General features: G+C 51.9%; 20 protein-coding genes and 1 rRNA gene. 6 read left to right on the top strand and 15 right to left on the bottom strand.

All coding sequences use genetic code 11. The annotated features are described in order from the left end of the window. Positions 1 to 10: 10 nt before the first annotated feature. The gene (ahpC, locus tag BLT01_RS11880) at positions 11 to 580 is read right to left on the bottom strand and encodes an alkyl hydroperoxide reductase subunit C (RefSeq protein ID WP_092098037.1); all 570 of its coding nucleotides are present in this window, start codon (positions 578 to 580) and stop codon (positions 11 to 13) included. A 500-nt stretch (positions 581 to 1,080) separates the two neighbouring features. Here ahpC and BLT01_RS11875 point away from each other — a divergent pair, with 500 nt between their 5' ends. Further along, the gene (locus tag BLT01_RS11875) at positions 1,081 to 1,797 is read left to right on the top strand and encodes a 3-ketoacyl-ACP reductase (protein ID WP_092098034.1); all 717 of its coding nucleotides are present in this window, start codon (positions 1,081 to 1,083) and stop codon (positions 1,795 to 1,797) included. Between the two features lie 252 nt (positions 1,798 to 2,049). Here BLT01_RS11875 and BLT01_RS11870 read toward each other — a convergent pair whose 3' ends face one another. Continuing rightward, entirely contained in the window at positions 2,050 to 3,102 is a 1,053-nt protein-coding gene (locus BLT01_RS11870; RefSeq protein ID WP_092098032.1) for a YkvI family membrane protein, read from the bottom strand. Positions 3,103 to 3,372: 270 nt separating this feature from the next. Here BLT01_RS11870 and hpaB point away from each other — a divergent pair, with 270 nt between their 5' ends. Beyond that, complete coding sequence (gene hpaB, locus BLT01_RS11865; protein ID WP_092098030.1) at positions 3,373 to 4,824, top strand: 4-hydroxyphenylacetate 3-monooxygenase, oxygenase component; 1,452 nt, start codon at positions 3,373 to 3,375, stop codon at positions 4,822 to 4,824. After that, positions 4,821 to 5,312, top strand: coding sequence for a hypothetical protein (locus BLT01_RS11860; protein ID WP_092098027.1), 492 nt, complete (start codon positions 4,821 to 4,823; stop codon positions 5,310 to 5,312). The genes hpaB and BLT01_RS11860 overlap by 4 nt, the downstream gene beginning before the upstream one ends. Positions 5,313 to 5,341: 29 nt before the next feature. On the opposite strand, the gene BLT01_RS11855 is transcribed toward BLT01_RS11860, so the two are convergent. From BLT01_RS11855 to BLT01_RS11845, 3 genes are all read right to left on the bottom strand, one after another. Beyond that, positions 5,342 to 5,827, bottom strand: coding sequence for a peptide-methionine (S)-S-oxide reductase (locus BLT01_RS11855; protein WP_092098024.1), 486 nt, complete (start codon positions 5,825 to 5,827; stop codon positions 5,342 to 5,344). Positions 5,828 to 6,023: 196 nt separating this feature from the next. Beyond that, positions 6,024 to 7,574, bottom strand: coding sequence for a 4-hydroxyphenylacetate 3-hydroxylase family protein (locus BLT01_RS11850; RefSeq protein WP_092098022.1), 1,551 nt, complete (start codon positions 7,572 to 7,574; stop codon positions 6,024 to 6,026). A gap of 387 nt (positions 7,575 to 7,961) precedes the next feature. Continuing rightward, entirely contained in the window at positions 7,962 to 12,137 is a 4,176-nt protein-coding gene (locus BLT01_RS11845) for a tetratricopeptide repeat protein (RefSeq protein WP_092098019.1), read from the bottom strand. 365 nt (positions 12,138 to 12,502) lie between these two features. Between BLT01_RS11845 and BLT01_RS11840 the strand changes: the two genes are divergently transcribed. Then, positions 12,503 to 13,258 carry a SurA N-terminal domain-containing protein gene (locus tag BLT01_RS11840; protein ID WP_092098017.1) on the top strand — a complete coding sequence of 252 codons (756 nt, stop codon included), beginning with the start codon at positions 12,503 to 12,505 and terminating at the stop codon, positions 13,256 to 13,258. 338 nt (positions 13,259 to 13,596) lie between these two features. On the opposite strand, the gene groL is transcribed toward BLT01_RS11840, so the two are convergent. Beyond that, positions 13,597 to 15,228, bottom strand: a complete 1,632-nt coding sequence (groL, locus tag BLT01_RS11835) for a chaperonin GroEL (protein ID WP_092098015.1) — start codon at positions 15,226 to 15,228, stop codon at positions 13,597 to 13,599. A gap of 58 nt (positions 15,229 to 15,286) precedes the next feature. Then, entirely contained in the window at positions 15,287 to 15,571 is a 285-nt protein-coding gene (groES, locus tag BLT01_RS11830; protein ID WP_092098013.1) for a co-chaperone GroES, read from the bottom strand. A gap of 199 nt (positions 15,572 to 15,770) precedes the next feature. Here groES and BLT01_RS11825 point away from each other — a divergent pair, with 199 nt between their 5' ends. Then, entirely contained in the window at positions 15,771 to 16,496 is a 726-nt protein-coding gene (locus tag BLT01_RS11825; RefSeq protein ID WP_092098011.1) for a CPBP family intramembrane glutamic endopeptidase, read from the top strand. A 121-nt stretch (positions 16,497 to 16,617) separates the two neighbouring features. Here the strand turns inward: BLT01_RS11825 and tatC are convergent, their stop codons facing one another. The 3 genes from tatC to BLT01_RS11810 form a co-directional block, all read right to left on the bottom strand. Next, a complete protein-coding gene (gene tatC / locus BLT01_RS11820) occupies positions 16,618 to 17,421 on the bottom strand; it encodes a twin-arginine translocase subunit TatC (protein ID WP_092098009.1) in 804 nt (267 codons plus the stop codon). Positions 17,422 to 17,447: 26 nt separating this feature from the next. Next, entirely contained in the window at positions 17,448 to 17,639 is a 192-nt protein-coding gene (gene tatA / locus BLT01_RS11815) for a twin-arginine translocase TatA/TatE family subunit (RefSeq protein ID WP_092098007.1), read from the bottom strand. Between the two features lie 61 nt (positions 17,640 to 17,700). Further along, the gene (locus tag BLT01_RS11810; protein ID WP_092098005.1) at positions 17,701 to 18,357 is read right to left on the bottom strand and encodes a redox-sensing transcriptional repressor Rex; all 657 of its coding nucleotides are present in this window, start codon (positions 18,355 to 18,357) and stop codon (positions 17,701 to 17,703) included. A 131-nt stretch (positions 18,358 to 18,488) separates the two neighbouring features. Here BLT01_RS11810 and BLT01_RS11805 point away from each other — a divergent pair, with 131 nt between their 5' ends. After that, positions 18,489 to 20,426 (top strand): ABC-F family ATP-binding cassette domain-containing protein, encoded by a 1,938-nt coding sequence (locus BLT01_RS11805; protein ID WP_092098003.1) that lies wholly within the window; start codon positions 18,489 to 18,491, stop codon positions 20,424 to 20,426. Between the two features lie 330 nt (positions 20,427 to 20,756). Here BLT01_RS11805 and tsaD read toward each other — a convergent pair whose 3' ends face one another. The 5 genes from tsaD to rrf all read right to left on the bottom strand — a co-directional run bounded on the left by tsaD (position 20,757) and on the right by rrf (position 23,809). Next, a complete protein-coding gene (gene tsaD / locus BLT01_RS11800; protein WP_092098085.1) occupies positions 20,757 to 21,779 on the bottom strand; it encodes a tRNA (adenosine(37)-N6)-threonylcarbamoyltransferase complex transferase subunit TsaD in 1,023 nt (340 codons plus the stop codon). Then, positions 21,772 to 22,245: a ribosomal protein S18-alanine N-acetyltransferase gene (rimI, locus tag BLT01_RS11795; protein WP_092098001.1), complete on the bottom strand. Its 474-nt coding sequence runs from the start codon at positions 22,243 to 22,245 to the stop codon at positions 21,772 to 21,774. Before rimI ends, tsaD begins: the two co-directional genes overlap by 8 nt. Further along, on the bottom strand, positions 22,242 to 22,952 hold the full coding sequence (gene tsaB, locus BLT01_RS11790; RefSeq protein WP_092097998.1) for a tRNA (adenosine(37)-N6)-threonylcarbamoyltransferase complex dimerization subunit type 1 TsaB: 711 nt from the start codon (positions 22,950 to 22,952) through the stop codon (positions 22,242 to 22,244). Before tsaB ends, rimI begins: the two co-directional genes overlap by 4 nt. Then, the gene (gene tsaE / locus BLT01_RS11785) at positions 22,949 to 23,401 is read right to left on the bottom strand and encodes a tRNA (adenosine(37)-N6)-threonylcarbamoyltransferase complex ATPase subunit type 1 TsaE (RefSeq protein ID WP_092097995.1); all 453 of its coding nucleotides are present in this window, start codon (positions 23,399 to 23,401) and stop codon (positions 22,949 to 22,951) included. The genes tsaB and tsaE overlap by 4 nt, the downstream gene beginning before the upstream one ends. 292 nt (positions 23,402 to 23,693) lie before the next feature. Then, positions 23,694 to 23,809 (bottom strand): 5S ribosomal RNA (gene rrf / locus BLT01_RS11780). Positions 23,810 to 23,993: the final 184 nt, after the last annotated feature.

Genomic DNA, 23,993 nt, shown 5'->3' with positions numbered 1-23,993 from the left:
TTATCTCTCCTTAAATCTTACCTACGAGGTCAAGGCTTGGCTTCAGTGTTTCTTCGCCTTCCTGCCATTTTGCAGGGCAGACTTCGCCCGGGTTGTTGCGGACGTATTGAGCCGCTTTGATCTTGTTCACAAGCGTGCTCGCGTCACGGCCGATGCCGTCAGCGTTGATCTCAGCTGCCTGCACGACGCCATCCGGGTCGATGATGAACGTGCCGCGCTGTGCGAGGCCTTCTTCTTCATCCAGCACGTCGAAGCTGCGGGCAATCTTCTGGGAAGGGTCACCGATCATGATGTACTCCAGCGTGCTGATCGCTTCGGAGTGATCGTGCCATGCTTTGTGCGTGAAGTGAGTGTCCGTCGAAACAGAGTAAACTTCAGTGTCCAGTTCTTTCAGTGTCGCATACTCTTTTTGCAGGTCGCTCAGTTCAGTCGGGCATACGAATGTGAAGTCAGCCGGGTAGAAGCAAACGATGCTCCACTTGCCCTTCATGCTTTCGTCTGTTACCTCGATGAATTCGCCTGTACCCGCATGATACGCGCTTGCTTTGAATGGTTCGATTGTTTTGCCGATGAGAGACATAGTTATATTCCTCCTATTTTAGATGTGTTTATAGTCGTTCAGGCCTCACGAATTTCAACTTGCCCTACTTAACTATAATTATTCTAATCACATATTCATTATTATATAGACCTGCGGTTAAGTCAACAGATATGCCACCGTCTCGCCGAAAGACATCAAATATTCATTTTCCGGACGAAATTAAGGGATTTTGCTTTTGCGAGAACGTTGGGTTGCACATGTAAAAACAGGCCTATTTCAAATCGCACACCTTAACTTTCTCGATATACACAATATTTTTTCATTAGTTTGTCCCTGTTCTCTTCTATTATACATCCTATTTTATGCAGCGGGCCGGATGTTCACTGAAAGTTCTTAAAGCGATGTCTAAGAAGTTAAGTGGATCTTTATCTTAAGGGTTACCTTGGTCCAATACACATAAAAGCGTTTAGCTACCAAGACAATCGCCCGTTAACGTACACTTTAAGTTGTTCTCATTAACCTTGGAGAGGAGCAACATCATGCAGACAATCTCAAATAAAGTGGCACTGATTACAGGTGCCGGCCGTGGAATCGGCCGTGCAACCGCCATCGCTTTTGCAAAAGAAGGCATCCATGTCGGCCTGGTCGGCCGCACACCAGAAAATCTTCAGAAGGTGGCAGAAGAATTAAAAGGATTCGATGTAAAGGTCGCATTTGCCGCGGCTGATATCTCGGATCTAGAGTCCGTTACAGCTGCGGTCGAATCGATCCGTGGTGAACTCGGCCCAATTGATATTCTTGTCAACAACGCCGGCATCTCGAAGTTTGGCGGATTCATGGACCTGGCTCCTGAGGAATGGACCGAGATCATTGATGTCAATGTAAAAGGCGTCTACTACACCACACGCGCCGTACTCCCGGAAATGCTGGAGCGAAACACCGGCGATATCATCAACATCTCCTCCACAGCCGGCCAGAAAGGTGCGCCGGTAACGAGTGCCTATTCGGCTTCGAAAGCAGCCGTCATCGGCATGAGCGAGTCGCTGATGCTGGAAGTCCGTAAGAAAAACATCCGTGTGACTACACTGACACCGAGCACAGTTGCTACAGACATGGCGGTCGAACTCAACCTGACCGACGGCAACCCGGAAAAAGTCATGCAGCCGGAAGACCTTGCAGAGCTCATGGTGGCACAGCTGAAACTTCACCCTCGTGTCGTGCTGAAACATGCCGGACTCTGGTCGACTAACCCGTAACAGAAACAACAACAGCCCCCCTGGCAACTGCGAGCAGTTGCCAGGGGGGGCTTATTCATCTTAATAAGGGGATTGCCTTTTTGATAAAGCTCGACACGATTCTTGATCACGACTTCCTTCACAATCGGGTTCTTGCGTGTTTTGTAACGTTCTTCGGAATATGCCGAATCGGCAAACATATAGACGACAGATCATAAATTGCCCTAACATCAATAAAACCTCCCCAGTCACTGAGGAGGTTTTTTGTATGGTTTATTTCATTTCCCGCTTCAACTTGAACGGCGCATAGATCAGCGCAACGATCAGGAACAGGCCCAGGTAGCCGATGAGGGAATAGAACTTGGCGACCAATGTCGTAAAGCCGACGAAGCTCAGGACAAATCCGATGACCAATGTGATGATTGTGGCGATATGGGCTTTTTTCGTCTCCATCTCAAAGAATCTGGCGACAAACCCGTAGAACATGCCGAGCGCCGTGTTGAATACCATTCCGAACAGCACGATGGCCATGAAGACTGCGAGAACCGGCGAAATGTCTTCCACAATCTTCAACAATGGAAGGTCATACGATGTCACAGTTTCGATCTCGGCGAAAATCGCCAGATGGGACAGGATGATCATGACTCCGATGGCGAGCCCGCCGATCAGGCCGCCGATGCCTGCAATGCGCGGGTTCTTTTCGGATCCGCCTGTCACCAGCGCCATCCCCGCCCCGACTGCGATGTTAAAGGAAACGTAATTGATGGCGGAGACCAACCAGTTTGGAAACGACTTTTCCTGGCTTTCCGCGATCGGATTGAGTGCGGCAAACGATGTGTCCATGGTGCTCAGGCTGTACACCGATATGATGATGATGAAGATCAAGAGAAACGGCGTGATGCTTGCGATGACGCCGATTACTTTATCGACCTTCATCATCATCGCCAGTGCGACGAGAACCGTCATGACCAGGCTTCCCATGAATACGGGGAGCCCGAACTGCTGATTGAGCGTGGAGCCCGCTCCGGCAATCATCACGACACCGACTCCGAATAGCGTGAAGATGATAATGGCATCGACGATGACGCCAAGGTAGCGTCCGCTGATCTTGTAGATCGCGGTTTTGTGCGATTCCGCTTTCAGTTTGCTCCCGATGCTCGTCAAGACCATTCCGAGATAAGCGAACAGTGCGGTTGCGAGCACTGCGGCAAGGGTCCCCTTGTACCCAAAGCTGGTAAAGTACTGCAATACTTCTTGTCCGGATGCAAACCCTGCACCCACGATGACACCGACAAACGCGCCGGCGATTTTCAGAATCCTCAACATGGTGAAATCCCCATTTTTCTTGGTGTATTTATGTACAATCCGGCCATTTGGCAGATTTCCTATATTCAGTTTAACAATACACAGCGACAATCAAATAGTTCAATTCTCACAATCTTAATGTTGTCTTCCACTTTTTGTAATGCTAAAAGCAGCCGTTATCATCGTGACGATTGCCTGCATACCATAAAACCAAGCGATTTCCCTTCCTTGCTGCTGAACAATGTGCATGGGCCGGCTACATAAAATCAGAATGCCGAAGGAAGTGAATGTGTGGGAGCAATTGACGGCAAAACGTACACGCATAGGATTGATCAACTGAATAATGAAGTTTGGTTTGATGGCAAGAAAGTGGAAGGGCCCATTTCTGAGCACCCTGTATTTAAAGGAATTCTTCGTGAAAAAGCCGCACTGTACGATTTGCAGCTTAATCCCGAATTCCAGAATGACATGACCTTCCTGTCGCCCGACACCGGCAACCGCATCGGTCTGTCGTATATGCAGCCAAAAAGCCTGGAAGAGTTAATCAAGAAGCGGAAAGCGACGGCACTGTGGGCCAAACAGACACACGGAATGATGGGAAGAAGCCCGGATTACCTGAACACTGTCCTGATGAGTTTTGCTTCTTCCTCGAGTTTTCTGGAAGGAAAGGAAAACTGCTTTCCGGAAAACCTGACTGCGTTTTATAAACTTGCCAGAGAAAAGGACTTGTCGTTTACTCATACGTTTATCAGCCCCCAGGTAAACCGCTCCCAAATTTATATCGAAAGCAGCAAAGAGCCCATTGCGTTGAAAGTTGTTAACGTGAAGGATGACGGTATCGTTGTTAAAGGGGCGCGATTGCTTGCAACGCAGGGCGGACTGACCGATGAAGTGCTCGTTGTAAGTGTCGGCAGATTTTTATTTAATGAAGATGAGGCGTTTGCGTTCTCCATTCCCTCCAATACAGAGGGATTGAGATTCCTTTGCCGCGACACCTTCATGGGAGGCATGTCCCGTTTTGATCACCCTTTGAGTTCGCGCTTTGAGGAAATGGATACCATTGTCGCGTTCGACAACGTACTGGTTCCATGGGATCGGGTATTTTATTTTAACAATGGTGAAGTTGCGGAAGAATTCATCACACAAAGTTCCTTTCATGCATTCGCCAAACATCAGGTCATCACGAGACAGATTGTCAAAACCGAATTCCTCTTGGGCGTGGCACAGTTACTGGTTGAAACCATCAAAATCAGTGACTATCCGCATATCCAGGAGAAAATGGCCGAGATCATGGTTGGCCTGGAAACGATGAGGGCGCTTTTGGAGAAAGCGGAAAATGGCGCCGCCCCCGACAAGTACGGGGTGATGCGGCCCAATGTGATCCCGCTGAATGTGGCGAGTTTGACGTTCCCGAAACTGTATCCCCGTTTCGCGGAAATCATTCAGATCATGGGTGCCAGCGGAATGATCACGCTGCCGACCGAAAACGCATTTCACTCGCCTATCAGAAAGGATCTGGACCAGTACCTCCAAGGTGCCACAAAGTCAGCAGAAGACCGGGTCAAAGTGTTCCGATTGGCCTGGGACCTGACGATGAGTTCATTCGGGACCAGGGAAACACAATACGAACGGTACTTTTTCGGTGACCCGGTCCGGCTCGCAAGTCAGTTTTATTGGGACTATCCTAAGGCGCCGTATGCAGATGCAGCCGGTGAGTTTCTGGGGCTTGGAGGCGCTGAATGACGAACTTCTATTCGTTTCACGGAACGGTCACGGCGATCAGTGATTTTAATCCCGGCTTTAATAGAGGTTGCTACAAATTATTCACAGTCGAAAATGGCAGGGGGTCCATCGTCAATTTCGTGGTGACCCCCTCCACTTATTTCGTGGATCATGAAATCATCCGTGTGGGAGACCGGGTGACCGGCTATTTTAATGGGGATTTGCCGGTGATCCTCATCTATCCTCCTCAATACCAGGCGATGGTCTTTGTGAAGGATAAACCCGACCAGAATATCAAAGTGGACCACTTCGACAACCAATTGGTGAGCAGCGATGGCGAACTTAAACTAAATTTGTCCCCCGACACCCAAATCCTTTTAACCAACGGTCAGCCTTTTTCGAGATACCCGGGAAATCAGGATCTGATTGTCCATTACGGTCCGACAACCCGTAGCATCCCTGCCCAGACTGTTCCATACCGGATTATCGTGCTGTGTTTCACTTCTTAATTTCAAGCTCCCTTGGTCACCATTTCTGGTCACCGGGGGGGTTCTTTTACATATCGGCATAAGATTTCACCAGGGATATGGCAATAATCGCCCGGATATCTGGCCAGCCGATCCTGGTGTTCTTCTGCACTTCTCACATAGTTGGTCAGGGGCAGCACTTCGACAACGATGCGGCCGGAATCACTCCGTTCACCGAGGAATGCTTTTGCTTCCTTCAGATGCTTTTCCTGTTCACTGTACACGCCTGTTCTGTATTTCTCCCCTACATCCTGTCCTTGTCGATTCAGGCTGTACGGATCGATGATTTCAAAGAAATACCCCATCAGTTCTCTGACGGTAACCTCCGCCGGATCAAATCCTGTTTTCACACACTCGGCATACCCATCGTACTCGCCATCCAGTGTATGGCTTGTCCCATTGGCCCTTCCCGCTTCCGTAAACTTCACTCCAGGCAAGGTTTTGATAAAAGCCAGCACGCCCCATAGACATCCGCCTGCGAAATAGATGATTTCCATGTGGTCCCCCTCCTTCTGCAGGAACGAGTGTTTTGAAAAGTCCGACTCCACTCACCTTCGATTATAGCAGAAACGCCAAAAAAGAAGCCTCCCAGTCGTTGGCACAACAACTGAGAAGCCTCATGAGCCCTATGCGCCGGGGACTTCCCCTGCTTTGTTACGCAATACATGGGTTGGCGGCAATGGATACCATGCTTTATTTCTTTAATGTGACACTGACATCACCAGGATTGATCCAAGTTGGATTCACCCAGCCCGCCAGGTCGTAATCGTCCATACATTCTTGGGCGAATTTCTCGAAATCTTCCGCTTGTCCAGTTGCTTGAGCCATAAACAAGTTCTCCAAACGAATACTTTCGTTATTTCCTGCATAATTTCGTTCGTACAATTCATGGCGGCCGCCAAATTCCGTCCCTATTGCATCCCATAGCAATTTAATCACTTTGATTTTCTCTACTGCATCAATATTATTTGAACCCCGATACAATTTATCAATGTAAGGACGCAGTTCCGGATGATTGAAATCGTTTGTACTGGAAGGATGGACGATCAGACTTCCTGCTACGATCTTTTCAATGATGTCTTTCACTCTCGGCCAGCCATCCGACATGAATACCCGATAGGAAAGTCCATAGTCAAGATTAGGCAAAACTGTGCCTTTTGCACCTTCATTCGGATTTAAGGCCATCGCGTCACTCATCGCCCAGAACATATTTCGATACGCAATCACTTCTCCGATATTTGCCTGTACTCCGCGGAATTTATCCGTACCATTTGCTTTTAACGCTTTGATCAATAAGCCTGATATGAAATCAAGTTTAACGGCCAGTCGCGTCACTCCGTGAAAAGTAAAGCGGTGAAGGAATCCACTTTCAGAGAAAAAGCTATTCGCCTTCTCAATATCCCCATTAATGAGGAGGTTCTCCCATGGAATCAGCGCACGATCAAACACAATAACCGTATCATTCTCGTCAAATCGGCTGCTAAGCGGATAGTCGAATGGGCTTCCTGTAACTGCCGCGTTAAATTCATACGATGGACGGCTGATGAGTTTAATGCCCGGTGTGGACATATCCGCAATAAACACAAGCGCAAACTCTTCACTTGGAATCGGGACTGTCCCGTTATTTGCGATAAAGTTATAGTTTGTAAGTGCCGAACCCGTTGCAACCATCTTTGCACCGCTGACTAAAATCCCTTCATCCGTTTCGCCCACTTTATGAACAAATACATCACTCACTTCATCCATCGGCTTGTCCCGGTCAACCGGCGGATTGACAATCGCATGGTTGAAAAACCAGTTTTTTTCTTGCGCTTCTTTGTACCATCTTCTCGCATTGTCTGCATATTCCCCGTAATACTCAGGGTTTGCGCCCAAGGTTGCTAAAAATGAAGCTTTGTAATCCGGTGATCTGCCCATTTGTCCATAAGTAAGTCTGGACCATTCGGCGATTGCATCTCTGGTTTTCAGCAATTCGGCCGGACTTTTGTCCAGTTGAAAAAAGCGCTGTGTATATCCGCCACTTCCGGTGTCGGTTTCTCTCGTCAAAATATCTTTGTACTTCGGATCATGCAGGGCATCATATAACCTTGCAATAGAACGGGCACTGTTGCGGAATGCCGGATGAGTGGTCACATCATCAACTTTTTCTCCATGAAGCCAAACTTCTCTGCCGTCTTTCAAACTTTCCAGATATTCTGCGCCCGTCAGCGGTGCTTTCACTGTTTCCTTCTGACCCACTACCATTCTTAAAACCCCCTCATACTAATGAACACCATCACTTTAACTGATAATGATTATCATCGTCAATGGGTAGTGGGGCGGATTTAACTAGTAATAAGGCCTGGTATCTGATGATGAACGGACCCCCGAACGACGGACATTTTTGAAAAAAGTCCCGGTTCGGGGGTTTGTGGTCCTCCATGTGACAGATCAGATGTCACACCTTCGATGTGCTCAAGCAGCTGGTACATTTACGAGTTCAGCAACCGCCGATTTCAATGAAACCTAAAAAAAGATGACCCCGGCTCAGTACCGGAGTCATCTAATTGCCGCATAGGCAGGAGCTTTCTCAAATGGTCCGCATTCATGGCAGACGGAAAAGCAGCGCCGCCAGGACCAGTGATAAGAACGTCATAACACACTTTTTAACGGTTCCAGATCTTCGTCTTCGGAAGAGAGCTCCTGGAAGTACCCATCTTCGTCCCGTTCGAAAACCTGTTTTAGCTGCCGGGACGACTCTTCGAAACGTCCAAGCACCGCGAGATAACAAGCCCGGTTGTATTGGACAAACAGATCGTCCGGCTGAATGGCAACCGCCTGATCGGCACATTCCAGTGCTTCGTCGGTCTTTCCCTGTAGCCGATACACGATTCCGAGCTCATTCCATGCATCCGGGTCTCCCGGAGCCAACTCAATGGCCTGCTTCAGCTCCTGCTCCGCTTTCGGATATTGCTCCATTTCCGCATATACTTTACCGAGGAAAAAGTGGATATTCCCGGTTTCAGGATCCAGCTTTAAGCATTCAAGAAAAGCTTCTTCAGCCTTTGGGTAATTTTCCTGCAGCAACGAGGAGAACCCAAGCTGGAATAAATAGTCCGGTTCTTTATAACGGCTTTGCAGCTTATCCAATAGAGACTGCGCCTTCGACAGATGCCGCTCCCGCTTCTTCTCACTGAATGTCTCCTGCTCATGGATATACAACAAAACAAGCTTATAGGCAAGGTCGTCATCCCAACGGTGGGCAAGTGCATCCTCAAGGACCTTGATGGCGTCGCCGACCAGGAAGACCGCCATATAAAAGTCTGCAAACCAGGCGGCGGCCTCCAGATTATCCCGGTCCATCTTAATGGCGGTTTCATAAAGGTCGATCAAGAAGCCCAACTGCAGAGTGGTTTTTGTAGCCCCGATCCACTTTGTGAAGACGCCTTGTTTTCCTTCGCCGGACTGCTCGCCCAGCATCGGGAGGGCCACTTTTTCAAAAGCGGCGGCACTATTCATGTAAGCGATGCTTTTCTCCTGTTTTGAAAGCTTCAGTGACCCGATCTGATTTTTGAGCCGGGCGGATTTTCCGTAGAATTCAATAAGCGTTTCGTACAATTCCCGCTGGTCGACATGACTTCCGATTAACTCCATGAGAAGCTTCCGGGCCTGCTTTTGCTCTCCCTTCCTGAACAGGAACTTTGCCTGATGATGGAGCAGTTGCGGCATTTCGGGTGAAGCTTCCAATGCCTTGGCCAGATGCTTTCCTTCCTGATCCAATTGGCCGAGTTTCCCGTAAATGATCGCCATACTATCATACAGGAAGGCTTTATCGAACTTTTTCCTATTCAGGTTTTGAATCTGATCCAGGAACTGTTTAAGCTGTTCGTGATCCATCAGTTCGGCGGTCGCTTCCATCGGAATGGAATAGGGATTGACATGGAACGCTTCCAATAAATAATGAAGCTCTTCTTGCCGGTTTTCCGACTGGCTGGCAACGGAGGCCATGCCCAGCAAGGCCTGCTCGCAGGCAGGTTCAATCTCGAGAGCCCGCTTAAAGTAGCCGGTTGCCTGTTCATAATCTTCCATCCTGAAATGGATGTCCCCGAGACTGTACAGGGTCAGGGTGTCCTCTTTGAGTTTCAGTGCCTTGTTCAGGTCGTTCGTCGCCTTTCCGTAATTGCCCCTTTCCCCATGGAGGATGCCTGCATAGAGAAGATACAGGCGATTGTCCTCTTTCCCGCTCAACTGGCCTTCAAGGAACCGGATCCCCCTCCTGCAATAAGGGGAGTTCTGAATCAGATCGCCATAGATTTCAAGCGCCTCTCCAAGATTCGTTCCGGCCATCCGGATGCCTTTTTCCATGAAAGATAGCCCCTGCTCCATGTATTTCTCCTGATCCTCCGACTGTCCCGCAGCTTCCCAGATCAACTTTCCTCCATTAATCAAGAAGTCGGGACGTTCGCCGAAACGTTCCTTCAGCCTGTTCATGGTCACAAAGAATTCATTGAGGTTTCCTTCTTCCATTCCGAGCGATGCCAGGCCCATCCAAGCCTGCGGCTCTTCAGGGTCCATTTCCGATGCTTTCGTATAACAACACCGGGCCAGTTCAATCTTCTTTGAACGTTCGCCAAGCTCCCCCAATTCCATGAGCAGAAGATACGAATCTCCTGTTGCTGCCAGGCCTTTTCTGAGGACTGCTTCGGCGGCTTCCGCACCTTCATGTACTTCATACATCCGAGCGAGTTCCCGGTAAGGTTCAGGGTAGTCCGGCTTCAGGGAAATGGCAACGTTGAAACCTCTTTCGGCTTGATGGAACCTCTCAAGCCGGATATCGCAATTGGCTCTTTCATACCAGATATGGGCGCTTTCTTTTTTATTCCGGAGGGCTTTAGCCAAATACCGCCTGGCTTCCTCATGCCGTCCTGCATCAAACAGGATCAAGCCGTGATTGACCAGTACAAAGTCATCATCCCCGTTCATATCAAGGGCAATCCCGGAAAGCCGCAGCCCTTCAGGAAAATCGCCGGCATGGGAAACGGAGATGGCCTGATAGGACCAGAGCGTGTAATCCGTCGGTTCCAGTTCGGCCGCCCTGCGGAACTCCACGGCAGCTTGTTGAAACTCCCCTTGATCAGCACTGACTCTCCCCTGCAGATACCAGTAGGTCGGATTTTGCGAGACGCCTGCCAAACCGTCCAGCGCTTTTCCCGCCATCTCTTCCTTATTGGCCTGGACAAAGGCCAGTGCAATGATCAGACTCCGGTAAACAGGATCTGGGACCGCTTGATGGACAACTTGAATCATGCCGTCCAGCGTGTTTTCATCAATCATGCCCGAAAGGTATTTGACGCTGTAGATCGCAACAATCGGATTTTCCCGATGCGCTATGATCCATTCAGTGTCTTCAGGCCGCAGCGGCTGGTCACAGTTTTCTGTAAGAAGCAGCATCCTGCCGGCAATTTCGTGCTCCTTTCCGCCCAGAAAATCGAGCTTGTTTTTTTCCCCTGCAGGCACAACCGCCAATGACAACGCATGGTTGTTTCCGAATTCCTTGTCCAGCTCGTCATAACCCACAGCCAGCAACTCGCGGAAATTCGGATCCTGCACGGTAAATACTTCAAGATGATCGTCATATCCGGTGAGGAGCTGGACATGGGATTCAACCGGATAGTCAATGGTGATCAAAACACCTGCCCCGGAATCAATCAGTTTCTTAAAGCGTTCTTCACTTCCATGGAAAAGGACACTGTGGAACCCTTTCTTCCTGAAAAACCGGATGACTTTGGAGACACTTGAACCGTTCGTTTCAAAAACGGCTTCGGCAATTTCGTCCTGGCTGATTTCAGTGGAGAACATACTGAGGAGCATTTCGGCACTGGCCGGCAGACAGTAGTTAAAGTGCTGGACAACTTGCCGGTAAGCCAGCTTTTTTGAAGCGTGGGCTTTATGGCGGCTGAACTTCTTGAAAGGCGATTGTTTCCGGATCTCCGGACGGATAGCGAGAAGCTGTTCAAGTTCTCCCCACTTGCGTTCTTCATACAGACTGACGGCTTCGTAATATCCGAAAAGATTGCGGTAATCGTGATAGGGCGAGATCTCATTGAGCATGTTGATGATCTCCCTCATCGGGGACCATTCCTCCCGGGCGTAAAGAATCCTGACTTTTTCCGCCAGCAGCTTCGGGAAGCCCGGATACGTGTTCAGGCCTTCTTCAACGACCCGATCGGCCTGCTCCAAATCCCCCCGCACACTGTAATGCTGCGCAAGGATGACATAGGCCATATTCCCGTTTTTCTTGTCCTGTTTCCCTTCTTCCAGAAGCTGAACGGCCTCCGTCCAGTCCCCCCGATGGAGATGATAAAAAGCCCGCTCGATCGAGATGGGCTCCGATGTCAGTTCGGCGTATTTCTCCAAGTAGTGAGCCGCCTCATTGAATCGTCGCATCCGGACCAGCAGGCCTGCCATCGTGGAATACAGTTTTTCCGCAGTTTTGCCGGGCAGGTCACTCGTCTCCAGCTTTTTCAAAAGAGTTTCCGCTTCGACCAGTTCGTGTTCATCGATTAACTCCTGGCAATACCAGATGAGCGCATTCGGCGTCTTCAGCTTCCGGTAACTGTAACGTGCAGCGATTCTGCCCCACTGCCCCATCAGTGCAGTGTCCATGATCACCAGAAGCTCAGCGATCGTTTCCTCGGGCTGGTCAAGGAATGTTCGGATGGTTGACAGTCTGATGGATTCAAGGTCTTGGAACGCTTGCGCAAAAAGGGGTATGGCCTCCTGATATTGATGCCGCTCCAGCAATTCAATCATTCTCTTCGTGTCCATATGGTCTCCTCGGGGTATCTGTCATTTGTTTGACTATAGACGCCATTATCATCTGATTGGCAAGGAGTGCAGGAACTCCCGGCCGTGTATCATACTCTGTCAGCCGGTTGCGTATAACTTCGGCTACGTGAGACTCCATACTTCTCCTGCTCACCTTCTATAAGTAAATATATAATGAACTAACGGAATCTTCCATCGTTTTTTAAGAAAACGGATGGTTTCCATAAACAGGCCCCTGACTGTAATGTGGATTTCAATCCTTTTACAATTGAATTAAGAATCGCCTAAAAGCCTTTTTTTTCGTAAGCGTTACTTTATAATGCGACTAGATGAGAAACTTCTCTAATGGAAGGGGATCGTTATTCATGAGAAAATTCACCACTATATTAATGACCAGCTTTTTGGCTGTAGTTCTGGCGGCATGCGGAGGAAATGAAGAAAACGATCAAGCTAAAAATGAAGATCAAACGAAAACAGATGAAACCGCGCAGCAGGAACAAATGGAAGACATGCAAAAGAAATTGGAAGCACAGCAGGTCGATGAAAAGAAAACCGTTGCCACAGTGAACGATCAAAACATTCTAGGAAACCAATACAATAGCGCTTTGGCAGCTTCCCAGGGACAGATGCAGCAAATGGGACAAGACCCCACTTCTAAAGAAGCGGCAGAGCAAATAAAAAACCAAACGATCGAAAGCTTGGTCGGACAAACACTTCTCCTGCAAGAGGCGGATAAAAAAGGCTATGAGGCATCAAAGGACGATATCAACAAGCGGCTGGACGAAGTGAAAGCCCAATTCAAGACAGAAAAAGAATTTGAAGCGGCCCTTGAACAATCCGGCATGAACATGAAATCACTTAAGGCTCAAATAGCCGAAGACATTCAACTTCAACAGTACGTTGAGAAAGAATTGCCGGCAGGTGACATCACCGATGAAGAAATCAAACAAACCTATGATCAATTCGCGGAGCAAGGCAAGGCTGCGAATCAAGAAGTACCAAAGCTAGAAGAAATGAAACCGCAAATCGAACAATCCCTTCAACAGCAAAAACAGCAGCAACAACTTGTCCAGCAGGTTGATAAGCTGAAGGAAAATGCGAAGATCGATATTAAGATATAAAAGATCATACAAAAAGAGGTCAACCTCCTGGTTGGCCTCTTTTCATATTACTAGCATAGTTGTGGCCGGACAGACGGACCAGCTAGCCCGGGATTCCAAAGATCAACGCCATGGAAACCATTCATAGATGTCCTGCTACCGAAAGGTCCTAAGCACGCATCCGTAATGAAATTTTATAGACTTTCTATATAAACATTTGAATTCATGCTTTGCCCCTCTTCCAATGCTTTCATTAACATATCTATCAGGTCCTCACCCTCTGTTGTGAATATCACGAGTTGCAAAAAGCGCCAACTCCTGTAAAACCGGAGTTGGCGCTTTGTTTTTAAAAATGGTTATTACATCATGCCGCCCATGCCGCCCATGTCAGGCATACCGCCGCCTGCTGCTGCAGGTTCCGGGATGTCTGCGACGACTGCTTCCGTTGTGAGGAAGAGGGCTGCGACGGATGCAGCGTTCTGGAGTGCGGAACGCGTCACCTTCGTCGGGTCGACGATGCCGGCTTCGGTCATGTTGACCCATGTGCCGTCTGCAGCGTTGAAGCCGATGCCGACTTCTTCACGCTTCAGGCGGTCAACGACGATGGAGCCTTCGAGGCCTGCGTTCGTTGCGATCTGGCGTACCGGCTCTTCAAGTGCGCGGAGAACGATCTTGACGCCTGTTGCCACGTCGCCTTCAACGCCTTCCTGGAGCTCGCCCACTTTGTTGTAGACGTTGACGAGTGCCGTACCGCCGCCGGAGACGATGCCTTCTTCGACCGCTGCGCGTGTCGCGTTCAGGGCGTCTTCGATGCGGAGTTTGCGTTCTTTCAGTTCGGTTTCTGTTGCAGCACCGACCTTGATGACCGCTACGCCGCCTGCGAGCTTCGCAAGGCGCTCCTGGAGTTTTTCCTTGTCGAACTCGGAAGTGGTTTCTTCCAGTTGCGCACGGATCTGGTTGACGCGCGCTTCGATGTTCGCAGCCTCTCCTGCGCCTTCAACGATGGTCGTGTTGTCTTTTGTGACGACGACTTTCGCTGCGCGGCCGAGCTGGGTCACGTCAGCCGACTTCAGGTCGAGGCCGAGGTCTTCCGTGATCACCTGGCCGCCGGTAAGGATCGCGATGTCTTCGAGCATTGCCTTGCGGCGGTCGCCGAAGCCAGGCGCCTTGACTGCAACTGCGTTGAACGTGCCGCGGAGCTTGTTGACGACGAGTGTCGCAAGCGCTTCGCCTTCCACGTCTTCGGAGATGAGAAGAAGAGGCTTGCCCTGCTGGACAACCTGCTCGAGCACAGGCAGGATTTCCTGGATGTTCGAGATTTTCTTGTCCGTGATCAGGATGTACGGGTTCTCGAGAACCGCTTCCATCTTGTCGGAGTCGGAGATCATGTAAGGGGATGCGTATCCGCGGTCGAACTGCATTCCTTCCACGACATCGAGTTCGGTCGTGAAGCCTTTGGATTCTTCGATTGTGATGACGCCGTCGTTGCCGACACGCTCCATCGCTTCAGCAATCAGTTCGCCGACTTCATCGTCGCCGGAAGAGATCGCTGCAACTTGTGCGATCGAATCCTTGCCTTCGATTTCAGTCGAGATGTTCTTGAGTTCTGCAACCGCCGTCTCAACCGCTTTTTCGATCCCCTTGCGGATGCCGACCGGGTTCGCGCCCGCCGTGACGTTTTTGAGGCCTTCGCGGATCATCGCCTGAGCGAGGACCGTAGCCGTCGTCGTACCGTCACCTGCGATGTCGTTCGTTTTCGAAGCCACTTCGGAAACGAGCTTCGCGCCCATGTTTTCATACGGATCTTCGAGTTCGATCTCTTTTGCGATCGTCACGCCGTCGTTTGTGATCAGCGGCGAGCCGAATTTTTTTTCGAGTACTACGTTGCGGCCTTTAGGCCCGAGTGTGACTTTAACTGCGTCAGCCAGTTTGTCGACGCCCTTGAGCATCAGGCTGCGTGCATCTTCGTTGAACTTGATTTCTTTTGCCATCAGATAAGTCCCTCCTGAAATAATTCTCGTTTATTAAAGAGTTTCATCCAAGCCCGGCTCAGCCGAGGATGGCCAATACGTCGTTTTCACGGAGAATGAGGTACTCTTCCCCTTCGTATTTCACTTCAGTGCCGGCATATTTTGAGAAGATGATCCGGTCGCCTTCTTTAACTTCAAGCCCGACTTTCGTGCCGTTGTCGAGGTAACGGCCGGTGCCGACTGCGATGACCTTGCCTTCCTGAGGCTTTTCCTTCGCGGAGTCAGGAAGTACGATTCCGCTCGAAGTCGTTTCTTCAGCTTCGATCAATTCGATGATGATTCGATCGCCCAGTGGTTTCAACACGTGAAACACCCTCCTCAATCTGATGTCGTTATTTGTCGTTTGTTAGCACTCAATGTTGGGGAGTGCTAACACAATTCTTATCATAATGAATCCCCTTCCATTTTGCAAGCGGAAAGTCTAAAAGTTTCCGCTTTGAACTTTCCCTTCATACCCTCTACAATCGGGAGAGAAGGATAAGCTTCAGGAAAGGATTCTCCACGTGAAAAAATCACATACTTCCTTATGGATTTTCATCATCTACATCATCGCCCAGCTGTCCGCCGTAGTCGGATTGCCGCTCGTGATTCCGTTCGTATCTGACGGCCGTACCCCTCAGGAGGCCTATCTTGCCGCTTCCGGCTGGTGGATGTTCATCGCATTTGGCATCACGACCATTGCGGCACTGCTCCTCTCCGGCAGGGACAAGCACTATTTCAAGACGCCCAAAGGCAAGCGGTCCCCTCTGTGGGTGGCCATCGTCCTCGGGATTGCGGGATTCTTCATGGTGCTGTTCGGCCAGGGTGCCGCCGGGATGATCGAGCAGGCGCTCGGCATCGAGCCCGGCTCCGACAACACGGCGGCCCTCGTGTCGGTTGCCGACATGGCACCCGTCGCCATTGTCGCAGTCGTGCTGTTCGCCCCGATTCTGGAGGAATTCATCTTCCGCCGGATCATATTTGGCGGACTCGTCGACCGGACGAACTTCTTTGTTGCGGCTGCGGTAAGCTCGCTGGTATTTGCGGCGGTGCATTTGGACTTTACGCACATTCTTCTGTATGCCGCATCCGGATTCATCTTCGCATTCCTTTACCATGTGACAAAGCGTCTGATCACATCGATCATCGCGCATATGCTTCTGAATGGATTCGTCATGGCGGTCCAGCTGAACATCGACAAGATCCAGGAGTTTATCGACCAGATGGAGCGCATAGCAAATATGCAGTGAGTGCAAAGCCGCATTCCCGCGCGGGGAATGCGGCTTTTATTTTGGGAGTCCTCGAAATGACCGGAGGATCGGGTCCGGCGTACCGCTTGGCCTCCCCTCACACAAAAAACGCCTCATGCGGTCAGTCCGCATTGAGGCGTTCTTGCTGTTCTTTGAGGATGCGTTCCCGCTCCGCTTCCCTTTCTTCCTCCAGGCGCTTTTCCTCGGCCTTCAGGAACTTCCGGTAGCCGACACGGGAAATGCTGACGCTGATCTCGTACAGGATGATGAGCGGCACCGTTGTGAACAGGTGCGAGAACAGGTCGGGCGGCGTGATAAAGGCCGCGAGTACAAAGAGAACAAAATAACTGTACTTCCTGAACTTCACGAGAACCTCCGGATTCAGGATGCCGAGCCGTGACAGGAACAAAAGCACGACCGGCAGTTGGAAGACGATCCCGAACGGCACCGTGATCTGGAACAGGAAATTAAAGTATTCGTTGATTCCGATCGTCTGCTGGATCGCCAAAGTATCCGACAGACTTGTCATAAATGAAATGACGTACGGGAACAGGATAAAGTACGAAAAGCTGATCCCGGCAAGAAACAGGAGAAAGGCGTACGGGATGTAGCTGAGGGTCACCCGCCGCTCCGTCGGCGACAGCCCCGGCGCGATAAACGCCCAGAGCTGATACAGGATCACCGGCGAGACGAGAACGAACCCGACGAAGACGATCACCTTCAGATAAATGATCATCGGGTCGGCCACGTTGAAAGCATTCAGCGTGAACTGTTCCGCCTCATCGCTGCTCTGCAGGAACTGGATGACCGGAGGAGCCAGGAAAAATCCTGCCACCACCGCAAACAAGAAGAAAACGACGATGATCATCAGCCGTTTTCTCAATTCTTCTATATGCTCAATAATCGAAAGTTGCTTTTCATTCATAACGATAACGTCCTAACGGGGCGCCATCACTTGGCGTCTTTCTGGTCGGCAGCTTTCTTCGTGCTGTCGTCGTCGTCGTCCACAAGGCCTTTCGTGGCATTCTTGAATTCACGGAGCGACGAACCGATCGCTTTGCCGAACTCAGGAAGCTTTTTCGGCCCGAAGATGATGAGTGCGACGATGGCGATGATGATCAGACTCAATGGACCTGGTGACATGACGGCACCTCCCTTGTTAATAGTTCAATTCTACACCAAAATGACACCAAACTCCAATTAATCAAACGGATGTTTGTGAATTCTTTTCGTCGTTCCGGATGGCGTAGATAAGCGCCTGCATCTCGACAGACAGATCGATCGAGTGGACACGGATTCCGTCGGGAACGTTCAGGCGTACCGGGGCGAAGTTCAGGATGCCTTTGACGCCGAGCGCTGCCAGGCGGTCGGTCATGTCCTGTGCGGCGCGTGCCGGGACGGTAAGGACAGCCATCTGGACGCCGAAGCCCGGCAGCTTTTCCTCCAGCCGCTCGGGCAGGAAGATCGGGATGCCGTTTGACATCGTCCCTTCCTCGTCCGCATTGGGATCGAATGCCACCACAATCCGGGTGTTATGGTTTTTCTCGAAATTATATTTCAGAAATGCATTGCCGAGGCTTCCGACGCCTACAAGCGCGATATTGACCGCCTCATCCTGATCGAGCGTCTTCCGGAAGAATTCCAGCAGCCGGCGGACATCGTAGCCGTAGCCCTTCTTCCCGAGCGCTCCGAAATAGGAGAAATCCCTCCGGATCGTGGCGGAGTCGATCTTCATCGCCTCGCTCAGTTCCTGGGAAGAGACGCGCTCCTTCCCTTCGTTGGCAAGCTTCTGGATAAATCGGTAGTACAGCGGCAGACGCTTTGAGGTCGCCTGCGGGACCCGTTGAATTTCATCTTTCATGATAGCCTCCATCAAAACCGTCCGTGCGTGAGCCGTTACCATCTTACCTGAGCCCGTGATTCCTGTAAAGTCGCGCCGTTGCGCGGGCTGCCCCCTATCCAGTAAACTGTAGAAGAATAGGGGTGTAGACTATGATCGTCCTTCAAGTGAACAACGTGACGAAATCATTCGCCGGGGAGGAAATCCTCTCCGGCGTTAAATTGGAAGTGCAGCACAGAGACCGTGTGGCGCTCGTCGGCCGAAACGGCGCCGGCAAATCGACGCTGCTTAAGATCATCACCGGCGAGATGGGCCGCGACGAGGGCGACATCATCATCCCGAAAGACGTGCGGATCGGCTATCTTGACCAGCATAGCGGGCTTGATTCGGAGCGCACGATCTGGGAAGAAATGATGACCGTGTTCGAACCGCTTTTCGCCATGGAAAGGGAACTCCGCTCGCTCGAGCAGAAAATGGCCGACCCGTCCGTCTACGGCGACGAAACCGAGTACAAGAAAGTGATGGATGCCTACGACGCGCTGCAGCACCGCTTCGCTGAAACCGGCGGCTACCAGTACGAATCCGAGACCCGCTCCGTCCTTCACGGCATGCGGTTTTATACGGAAGACTACAACAAACCGATCCGGACCCTTTCCGGCGGCCAGCGGACACGGCTCGCGCTCGCCCGGCTCCTGCTGTCGAAGCCCGGCCTCCTCATCCTCGATGAGCCGACCAACCACCTGGACATCGAAACGCTCAGCTGGCTCGAGAAATATCTGCAGGGCTATGAAGGGGCGATTCTCATCGTCTCCCACGACCGCTATTTCCTCGACCAGGTCGTGACGATCGTCTACGAGGTCTCCCGGCGGAAAGTGGCGAAGTACATCGGCAATTACAGCGCCTACCTCGAGCAGAAAGCCAAAAACTATGAGCGCGACCGGAAGATGTATGAGAAGCAGATGGACGAAAAAGCGAAACTCGAGGCGTTCATCCAGAAAAACATCGCCCGGGCGTCCACGACGAAGATGGCGCAGAGCCGGAGGAAAGTGCTTGAGAAAACCGACTGGATGGACGCACCTGAGGGTGACGAAAAGTCAGCTGCGTTCACTTTCCATATCGGCAGGAAAAGCGGCAATGATGTCATGGCCGTCCGTGACCTCGCGATCGGCTACCGGGAGGAACCCGTCTCCAGGCAGCTTGATTTCCGGGTCTACCGGGAAGACCGCATCGCCTTTATCGGCCCGAACGGCGTCGGCAAATCCACATTGCTGAAAACGCTGACCGGCCGGCTCCCGAAGCTTGCCGGAACGATCGGCCTCGGCACGAATGTCGAATTCGGCTTCTACGACCAGGAACAGGCGGAGCTCACCGGGAACGGCACTGTCCTCGAGGAAATCTGGAACGACTGGCCGACCATGAACGAAAAGGATATCCGCACCCTGCTCGGCCGCTTCCTCTTTACCGGAGACGACGTGACAAAGCCTGTCAGCACGCTTTCAGGCGGTGAGAAGGCGCGCCTGGCGCTCGCAAAGCTGGTGCTCGAGAAATCCAACACGCTCGTCCTCGACGAGCCGACGAACCACCTGGATCTTGACAGCAAGGAAGTTCTCGAGAACGCGCTGCTCGACTATCCGGGTACGCTCCTCTTCGTCTCCCACGACCGGTATTTCATCAACCGGATCGCGACAAAGGTGATCGAGCTGTCTCCCGAAGGCGCAGAAGAGTTCCTCGGAGATTACGATTACTATGTCGAGAAAAAGCGGGAACAGGAAGAGCTGCTGGCGGAAATCGCCAACGAACAGCAGGCGGTCCGCCCTGCCGCTCCGGCCAAAAAGGCCAATGCTCCGCTGGACCGGGAAGCGCAGCGCGAAGAACGCCGCATCCGCCGTGCACTTGCCGAGGCCGAGGAAGAAATGGCGGCGCTTGAAGCGGAGACCAAGCGCCTGGAAGAAGAGCTGAACCAACCTGAACATGCAGACGACCATGTGAAGCTTCAGGAAATCCAGGAACAGCTCGACAGGGCATCTGTCATGCATGAAGCGTGCATGGAACGCTGGCTGGAACTGCAGATGGAACTGGACGAAGCATAAACTCAGCCTATCCGTAGGCACTGCCGCAGATCCTTTTCTGCGGCAGTTATTATTTCCAACAGATCTCTTGGAATTTCCACAGATTTATAAACAGCGAAAATGCCGGTATATCGGGATATTCACAGAGTTACCCACTTCGTCCACAGCTTTTTTCGGAGTTTTACACACCGAACTGTGAATAACAGCGGATAACTAACAGGGAAATCACACACTTATCAACAAGTTATCAACAAATGTGCATAAGTACAAATGTTCCCTCTTGACAGAACCTGACGCTTTCTGGCGAAAAGAAGGAGAGTCCGGCAGACCGGACTCTCCATTTCTCTTGATTTATTCCGCCGACCAGGACAGCAATTCCATCCCCGGCCGGCCGTTCAACGACATGTCGCTCCGGATGCCGGCCTCGAACATCGAGGTGCCGGCAGCCGCAATCATCGCGGCATTATCCGTGCACAAATGAAGCGGCGGGACGGAAAAACGGATCCCTTGTTTCTCCAATGCCTCCCCCAGTGCTGCGCGAAGCCCCTTGTTGGCCGATACGCCGCCAGCCGCAATAACCTGGCGAACGCCTTTTTCTTTGGCTGCGCGGACCGTCTTCTCGACGACGACGTCGATGACGCTTTCCTGGAAGCCGGCAGCCACACTTGCGGTGCCGACCTCCTGCCCCTTCTGCCGGGCATTGTGGACGTGGTTGATGACCGCCGACTTGAGCCCGCTGAAGCTGAAGTCATACGAACCTTCCTCAAGACGCGCACGCGGGAACTCGACGGCAACTTCCGCTTCATGCGCAAGCCGGTCGATATGCGGGCCGCCCGGATAAGGCAGGCCAAGCACGCGGGCGACTTTGTCGTACGCCTCTCCCGCTGCGTCATCCCGCGTTTCGCCGATCAGCTCGAATTGGCCATCACGCTCCATATAAACCAGTTCTGTATGCCCGCCGGAAATGATCAGGGCCACAAGGGGAAACTCCATCCCGCCGTCCAGCCGGTTGGCATACACATGGCCGGCGATATGATGGACCCCGATAAGCGGCAGCCCATGTGCAAACGCAAACGCCTTTGCGGCATTGACACCGATCAGAAGCGCTCCGACAAGCCCCGGCCCTTCCGTCACGGCAACCGCATCCAGATCTTCCGGCCGGAGGCCCGCCTGCTCCATCGCTTCTTCAATCACGAGTGTAATCTGCTCGACATGGAGACGGGACGCCACTTCCGGCACGACGCCGCCGAACCGTTTCTGGCTCTCGATTTGCGATGCGACGACATTCGAAAGGATCTCGCGGCCGTTTTTCACGACCGATGCCGCCGTCTCGTCACAACTCGTCTCGATGCCGAGAATATGGATATCATTCATCTTCATTCAGCTCCGTCCACATGACAAGGGCATCTTCGCCATTGTCCGTATAATACCTGCGGCGGATGCCGCCCTCTTTAAAGCCCAGTTTGCGGTAGAGCCCGAGTGCCGGATCATTGGATACCCGCACTTCAAGCGTCATCACGCGTGCGCCTTTGCCGGCTGTGCGCCTCATCACTTCCCGCATCAGAGCCTCGCCGATCCCGTGTCCCCGGTAAGCCGTCAGCACAGCGACGTTGGTGATATGGCATTCATCGAGGATCAGCCAGGCGCCGCAATACCCGACAATCTCCTCACCGTCCAGGGCAAGCAGGTAATACGCATACTCATTCTGCAACATTTCCTGCTCGAATGCTTCCATGGTCCATGGCGAGCTGAACGCATCCGTCTCCACCCGGTAGACCGCCGGCACATCCATGATCTGCATTTGCCGGAAACCGATGACCGGTGAGGTGCTGCCGCTCATTTCTCCCCGGCCTCCCTGTTCGCCTTCTGCCAGTTGGCCTCGGCCTCGGTGATTCGGCGGTATTCGGGAGCAAAGGCATGAACGGCTTCAGGCTCCGCCTTCTGGGCTTCAGTGATGAGCAGGGAAGCCCTCGGGATGTCTTGGGTAAAGTGCGCGCGCCTGCCGAGCTCCCCGAGCGCTTGTTTCAAAGCCTCTTCATTTTTTCTGGCACCTTCACCTACGAAGACGACCGGATTGCCTTCTTTCTTTAGTTGGCCGAGAAGATCGGACAACGCCATGTGACGGTCTTCCAGAAGGCAGTCGAGCGTGCCGTCTTCATGTCTTCTCCGGTAAAGCCCGGCATATACATTGCCCCTCCTTGCATCAATCAGGGGACAGATCGTGACACCATAAGTGAAAATGTTCGAGGCGAGCACACGCAAGCTCGATACACCGACAAGCGGCTTGTCCAGCGTCCATGCAAGGGTCTTTGCGATTGTCACGCCAATCCGGACACCCGTATAAGAACCGGGCCCTTCAGAAACCGCAATGGCATCGATATCAGCCGGGCGGAGGCCGGCTCTCTTCAGCAGTTGCTCCACGGCAGGCATCGCACCTTCCGAATGGTTCAGCCCCATGGCCGAATTCAATTCCGCAAGCAGCTCCCCGTCCCTGACGAGGGCAACCGACAAGGGCGCATTCGCCGTATCCAATCCAAGCCAGATCATCGCATAAGCTCCTTCATCACCGATTCATAACGGAGGCCGTGCGGGACAAACGAAAACCGCCGGCCTTCCTCATCAAGTCGCCGGATTTGAATGTCCAGCCGCTCCTCGGGCAGTTCTTCTTCGATATACTGTGCCCATTCCACGACGCTGACCGCGTTCCCGTAAAAAAGTTCATCCCAGCCAAGGTCCTCCCCGCTGTCCGCCAGCCGGTACACATCGAAATGGTTCAGCGGCAGCCGGCCTTCGTACTGCTTCAGGATGGTGAACGTCGGGCTGCTGACAGTCCGTTTGATGCCAAGCCCTTTTGCCAGCGCTTGGGTAAAGGTCGTCTTCCCCGCCCCGAGGTCCCCTTCCAGCGTAATCACCTCTCCGCCTTCAAGCAAAGAAGCCAATTTCTCGGCCAGCCTGGCGGTCTCTGCCTGTGACTGGACATCGATTGTATGATTCATGATCTGGTCACTCCATCTTCTGTAGCCTTTGCTTTCCCAAGTTTAAAGGATAAAGCCGGTAAATTGTAGTGTTTTGCAAAAACAGCGGAGCAGGAACATCGAGCAGCGGAGGATTTTCCGGCGGGAGAGAGGGATTATGGTTGGGGCGCTGCGTCTTAACACTCGTGCGGGTTTGCTTAACACTCAAGGGGCTTTTCTTAACACTCAGGCGTCCTTTCTTAACACTCGGCGGAATAGAATATGCCCCATTTTTCCGCACAAAAAAACCGCCTCCATCAGGAGACGGCTTTGTGCCCAGCGACGTCCTACTCTTGCAGGGGGAAGCCCCCGACTACCATCGGCGCTGAAGAGCTTAACTTCCGTGTTCGGGATGGGAACGGGTGTGACCTCTTCGCCTTCATCACTGGACCTTGAGCTTGTTCGCTCAAAACCGGATAAACGAGACATTGTATAGTACCGAAATCTTTTCACGTGCCATGGTCCGGCCTCAGCGGCCAACTGCTCGGGTCATAAGCCGTCCAGCTATGCGGGTCAGGACCCGCGTCGCCGTTCGTCTTATGCCTGTCGCAGCTGTTCAGGCCGCTTCGGCACT

Origin of the sequence: Bhargavaea beijingensis (assembly GCF_900101985.1) — a bacterium.
Classification (GTDB): Bacteria; Bacillota; Bacilli; order Bacillales_A; family Planococcaceae; genus Bhargavaea; species Bhargavaea beijingensis.
Note: the sequence above shows the minus strand (reverse complement) of the source record. Positions and strands in the feature narration are given on the sequence as shown.